3 protein-coding genes and 2 pseudogenes are annotated in these 4347 nt (G+C 59.0%); all 5 read left to right on the plus strand.

Features of this window, described 5'->3' with window-relative positions; genetic code table 11:
* Positions 1-992: SWIM zinc finger family protein (locus tag E1N52_RS43010; RefSeq protein ID WP_246089474.1), on the plus strand; the 992-nt coding region annotated here is incomplete at its 5' end.
* A 227-nt stretch (positions 993-1219) separates the two neighbouring features.
* Positions 1220-1516: a hypothetical protein gene (locus E1N52_RS43015; RefSeq protein ID WP_246089475.1), complete on the plus strand. Its 297-nt coding sequence runs from the start codon at positions 1220-1222 to the stop codon at positions 1514-1516.
* Positions 1517-2085: 569 nt separating this feature from the next.
* Positions 2086-2410: pseudogene (locus tag E1N52_RS43020) on the plus strand (H-NS histone family protein).
* A gap of 18 nt (positions 2411-2428) precedes the next feature.
* Complete coding sequence (locus E1N52_RS43025; RefSeq protein WP_133191147.1) at positions 2429-3463, plus strand: IS110 family RNA-guided transposase; 1035 nt, start codon at positions 2429-2431, stop codon at positions 3461-3463.
* Between the two features lie 701 nt (positions 3464-4164).
* Positions 4165-4347, plus strand: a pseudogene (locus tag E1N52_RS43030) (IS256 family transposase); the annotation flags it as partial.

Here is a 4347-nt window from a genome sequence, read left to right on the forward strand (position 1 = left end):
ACGCCGGATGGAACCCCTACGTCCCGGTGGCCGAGCGCAGAAAGCAGGCGCAACAGCTGGTTGCGAGAGCGATCAAGGCTGGCAAGTCGCTGTCGCCCATCGCGCCCTATCGTGGGGCTATTGCGAAGACCTTCTGGGGCAAGGCATGGTGCGATAACCTGGAGCACTACAGCGACTACGCCAGTCGCCTGCCACGCGGTCGCACCTATGTGCGCAATGGTTCGGTGATCGATCTGCAGATTTCGACGGGCAGGATCCGTGCACAGGTCATGGGGTCCAGCCTGTACGAGATCGAAATTGATGTCACAGCCTGCCTGGAGAAACAGTGGCGGGCGTTGAGTGCCGAGTGCGCGTCGTCGGTTGACTCCATGGTCGAACTGCTGCAGGGCAAGCTGTCGGCTGCGGTGATGGGCCGCATCTGCAAGCCGGGCAGCGGGCTCTTCCCCGCGCCGAAGGACATCAGACTCGGCTGCAACTGCCTGGACGGGGCGGCGATGTGCAAGCACGTCGCCGCCGTACTCTATGGCGTCGGCGCGCGGCTCGACCAGCAGCCTGAGTTGCTCTTTGCGCTACGCGGCGTTGACCTTGGCGACCTCGTCAGCAGCACCGGTGCGAACCTCTCCGGGGCAGGAGCCGGCCCGGTATCCGGCAAGGTACTCGACAACGTGGACCTGGGCGATGTGTTCGGAATCGATATCGACACGGAGCCCTTTGCCGATGCGCCCCCGGCCCGGAGCAAGCGCACGCGCAAGGAAGCCGCCTCGCAAACAGCGCGCACGCCGAGGTCGACGGCGTTGAAGTCGTCTACGATTGCGGAATCGACACCAAAAGGCAAGGCCGCGCGGGCGGATGTGAAAGCCCGTGCTGCCGCCGTGAAGAAGCCAAAGGGCGAAACCGACCCCGCCGTGTCGAAGGCGACACGTTCGGCGGCATCCCCGAAGCCCGCTGTGCGTGCGCCCGCTGCACCGAAACGCCCGAAACGCCGCGGCTGACTTCTGGGGTGGCGCGTCACCGTCAGGTCCGGAGACCGATCTCGCTTTCGAAGCGTGCGACTGGACCGGGACGCCGCGGATCGGCAAATTCCGGCTTCACCTCAGGCTGGAGCCCGACCCGAGCCTGAGACGTCTGCCCGGATCTAACCGGGCGCCTGTTGACGGGTTGCGATGAGGAAGACGAGCGGCCGATAGCTGACGCCAGCGAGGGTGCCGATTAGAATGCGATGAAGTGGAATGTCAGGGAGCACATGTTGGGCAGGAAAAAGAGTGCAGAAAAGTTGAAGGTTGTGGCGGTCCGCATCGATCCGGTCATCGAGCGCAGGATCCAGTTCCTGGGCGAAGCGACTGGCCGCAGGCCGTCTTTCTTCCTGCAGCAGTTGATCGAAGGCGGTATCAGCGCGCTGGAGGAGGTATGGCTGCGTCCAGATCTGTTGGCACAGGTCCGCGCGGGCGCGGTGCCGCAACCGGCCGTGTCTCACGTGGCACCAGACCTGTTTGACGAAACCGCCATCGTGAATTGATCCCGAATGCGCCGCACACGTCAGCGAACCGGGCGCGTGGCGCAATTGGCAGCCCCCGAAATGATCGTCTGAAGATCGTTGGATGCATCCGGGTGCAGGGCGTGTGAGGTTGTAGCCTGACTACCGGGGAACTCGATGTCGAGTCGCCTTGTGCAAGGAAAAATCATCGTGTTCCACAAAATACAGGTATGAGGAGACGCACGGTTGCGATATCAGCGTCCCGAGCCTCGAGGCGCGATTATCGATTCCTACAATCTATACGTACTACTATTAAAAATACTCTGGGATAAATTTGCGTGAGATCACACAAAATATTGCGATGAATATAAATAGTATGTCGTTACCATATCTAATTGTGTTGAATAGAATCGATCGCATTTTTCGAATCGATGCACGTATGGGGCTCAAGATAAGAAGGATTATCTTTATAGTCTCGAATGTGTCGGCGTTTGACGATTCCGCAGGCGCGATCGACGACTGGAAACGCTTCCCTTCGGGGGGCAGCTATCAATCGAGCAAAACCGAAGCGAGGTAAGTTCGTGCTGACCATATTCGACGGTCGGGGGATCATGGCTACGTTCAAGGAACTGAAAGCACAAATGGTCGCGTTGGAGGAAGAGGCGGCGGCGGCCCGGGCGGCAGAATTTGAGGAAGTGCTCGCGGACATCAGGGCGAAGGTAGCCGATTATGGGTTTACCGAGCGGGATATCTTCGGACGCCAACGGGGCAGCCGCGTAACCGCCTCGCGTGGCGTCGTGCCGGCCCGATATCGTGACCCGAAGACGGGGGGCGACCTGGTCGGGTCGGGGCGAGCGTCCAACTAATGGAATGGACGCCCCCGCCCGAAACGGCATCGGTGTGCCAGAGTGGAAGAGTGTCAAAGCGACCACTTAATCGAGGAGTGCACGCATCATGAAGATTTCGACGATTGGCATCGATCTGGCAAAAACCGTCTTTGCGATACATGGTGTGAATGAACGTGGCCGAGCGGTCTTGAAGAAGGTGCTCAAGCGTGATCAGATGGCGGCGTTCTTTGCCAACCTACCGGCGTGTCTGGTAGGAATGGAGGCGTGTGGTAGCGCCCATTACTGGGCTCGAAAGCTGCAGGGCATGGGACATACGGTACGCCTGATTGCACCACAGTTCGTGAAGCCGTATGTGAAGACAAACAAAAATGATGCGGCTGATGCCGAGGCAATCTGCGAGGCCGTCGCGCGACCGAACATGCGCTTCGTGCCGATCAAAACCGTTGAGCAGCAGTCGGTGCTGTCGCTGCATCGCGTCCGTCAAAGTTTCGTTCGGGCTCGCACCGCGCAAGCTAACCAGATACGTGGCTTGCTAAGTGAGTTCGGGCTGGTTGTTCCACAAGGGATCCACCAGCTCGCCGGGCGAGTGCCGAGCATCCTCGAAGATGCGGCCAACGAGTTGACGGGATCCTTCCGGCAACTCATTCAGCGTCTCCTGGAACACATGAAGGAACTTGACCGCCAGGTCCACAACCTGGAAGTGCAAATCCGGGTATTGCACCGCGAGAACGAGGTCAGTTGCAAGCTCGCTCGGGTGCCAGGCATTGGTCCGATTACCGCGAGCGCGCTAGTTGCCTCTATCGGCGATGGCAAAAGCTTTGCAAGCGGGCGCCAGCTAGCTGCATGGCTGGGCCTGGTGCCCAGGCAGAGTTCCAGTGGTGGCAAGAATGCGCTGCTGGGGATAAGCAAGCGCGGCGATACTTATATACGGACCCTGCTGATACATGGAGCGCGTTCAGTCATCCGTGCGGCCAATCGGAAAGAAAACAAGGAGGGCTGGTTATATAGCCTGCTACAACGACGCAATCCGAATGTTACAGCAGTTGCACTCGCGAATAAGAACGTGCGCATCGTATGGGCACTCCTGGTTCACGCACGCGAGTTCCGAAGTGACTACATGGCGACTCCGACTGCAGCGTAAGCTTCGCGACACCAATAGACTGAGACGAATAGCAGGACACTTCAGCCGATTGCGCAGGCAATCATGATGTGATGGCGATATAGGTAAGACCGTGGTCAGGAAAATCTGATTGATCCAGTGTGCGTAAGAGCACGGCCAACTGACGAGATCTTGACCAGCAAATTCCATCAGGGACCGCCGGCGTGCGCCGGGTGCGAAGTCCGAATGCATGGCTGCAATCTTGACCTATAACCTGTCGCAAAATGATGGCTTGGCAAACCGGGGGCGTCCATGCATGGATCAAGGATGTGAAAAATCGCCGCAGATACCTGATTCGTGACTGACGTCGGGCGAAAAAAAGCCCGCTCAGGCGGGCATAAGTTTGGAGACCGAGGGGCGCTAGGCCACTCAAGCCTAACTTTAGCGTGCGCCGCTCCGCCGCACACCTATCCGTCCGGGGAGGGTGGGGGCATCCTTGGACCTCGATGACCCTGATCGACCCTCAACAGCCGCTTGGCCCGGGATCAAATCAACGGCAGCTTCCAAGGTCCAACGGACTTTCGCTCGCGCGGTCGACTGCTACTTACTGAAGACGCGGGCACCCGCGGAGTTATCGTCGGAACTGGTGTATGCGGCGTAGGGAGGAGGCAGGAGAAGGCGGTGGCGATTGGAGGAGAATGTTGCTTTCCACGGTAACACTTCCTCAATCGAACTCCACCACCATGGCGAAACATACGCAGGAAACGAGCAACGGTCAAACAGCAGAAACGCAATTTGAAGGCGCACCTGGCCTGGACGATCTGATCCAGCAAGGGGCGCGGCGAATCATCCAGCAGGCAATCGAGGCGGAACTGGCGGCGATGCTTGAGCAATATTCGAATGTGAAGACGATGGACGGCCGGCGC

Origin of the sequence: Paraburkholderia guartelaensis, from assembly GCF_004353905.1 — a bacterium.
GTDB lineage: Bacteria > Pseudomonadota > Gammaproteobacteria > Burkholderiales > Burkholderiaceae > Paraburkholderia > Paraburkholderia guartelaensis.

Coding starts and splice junctions, on each gene's coding strand:
- E1N52_RS43015 (WP_246089475.1), top strand. CDS start 1,220: ATGAAGTGGAATGTCAGGGAGCACATGTTGGGCAGGAAAAAGAGTGCA.
- E1N52_RS43025 (WP_133191147.1), top strand. CDS start 2,429: ATGAAGATTTCGACGATTGGCATCGATCTGGCAAAAACCGTCTTTGCG.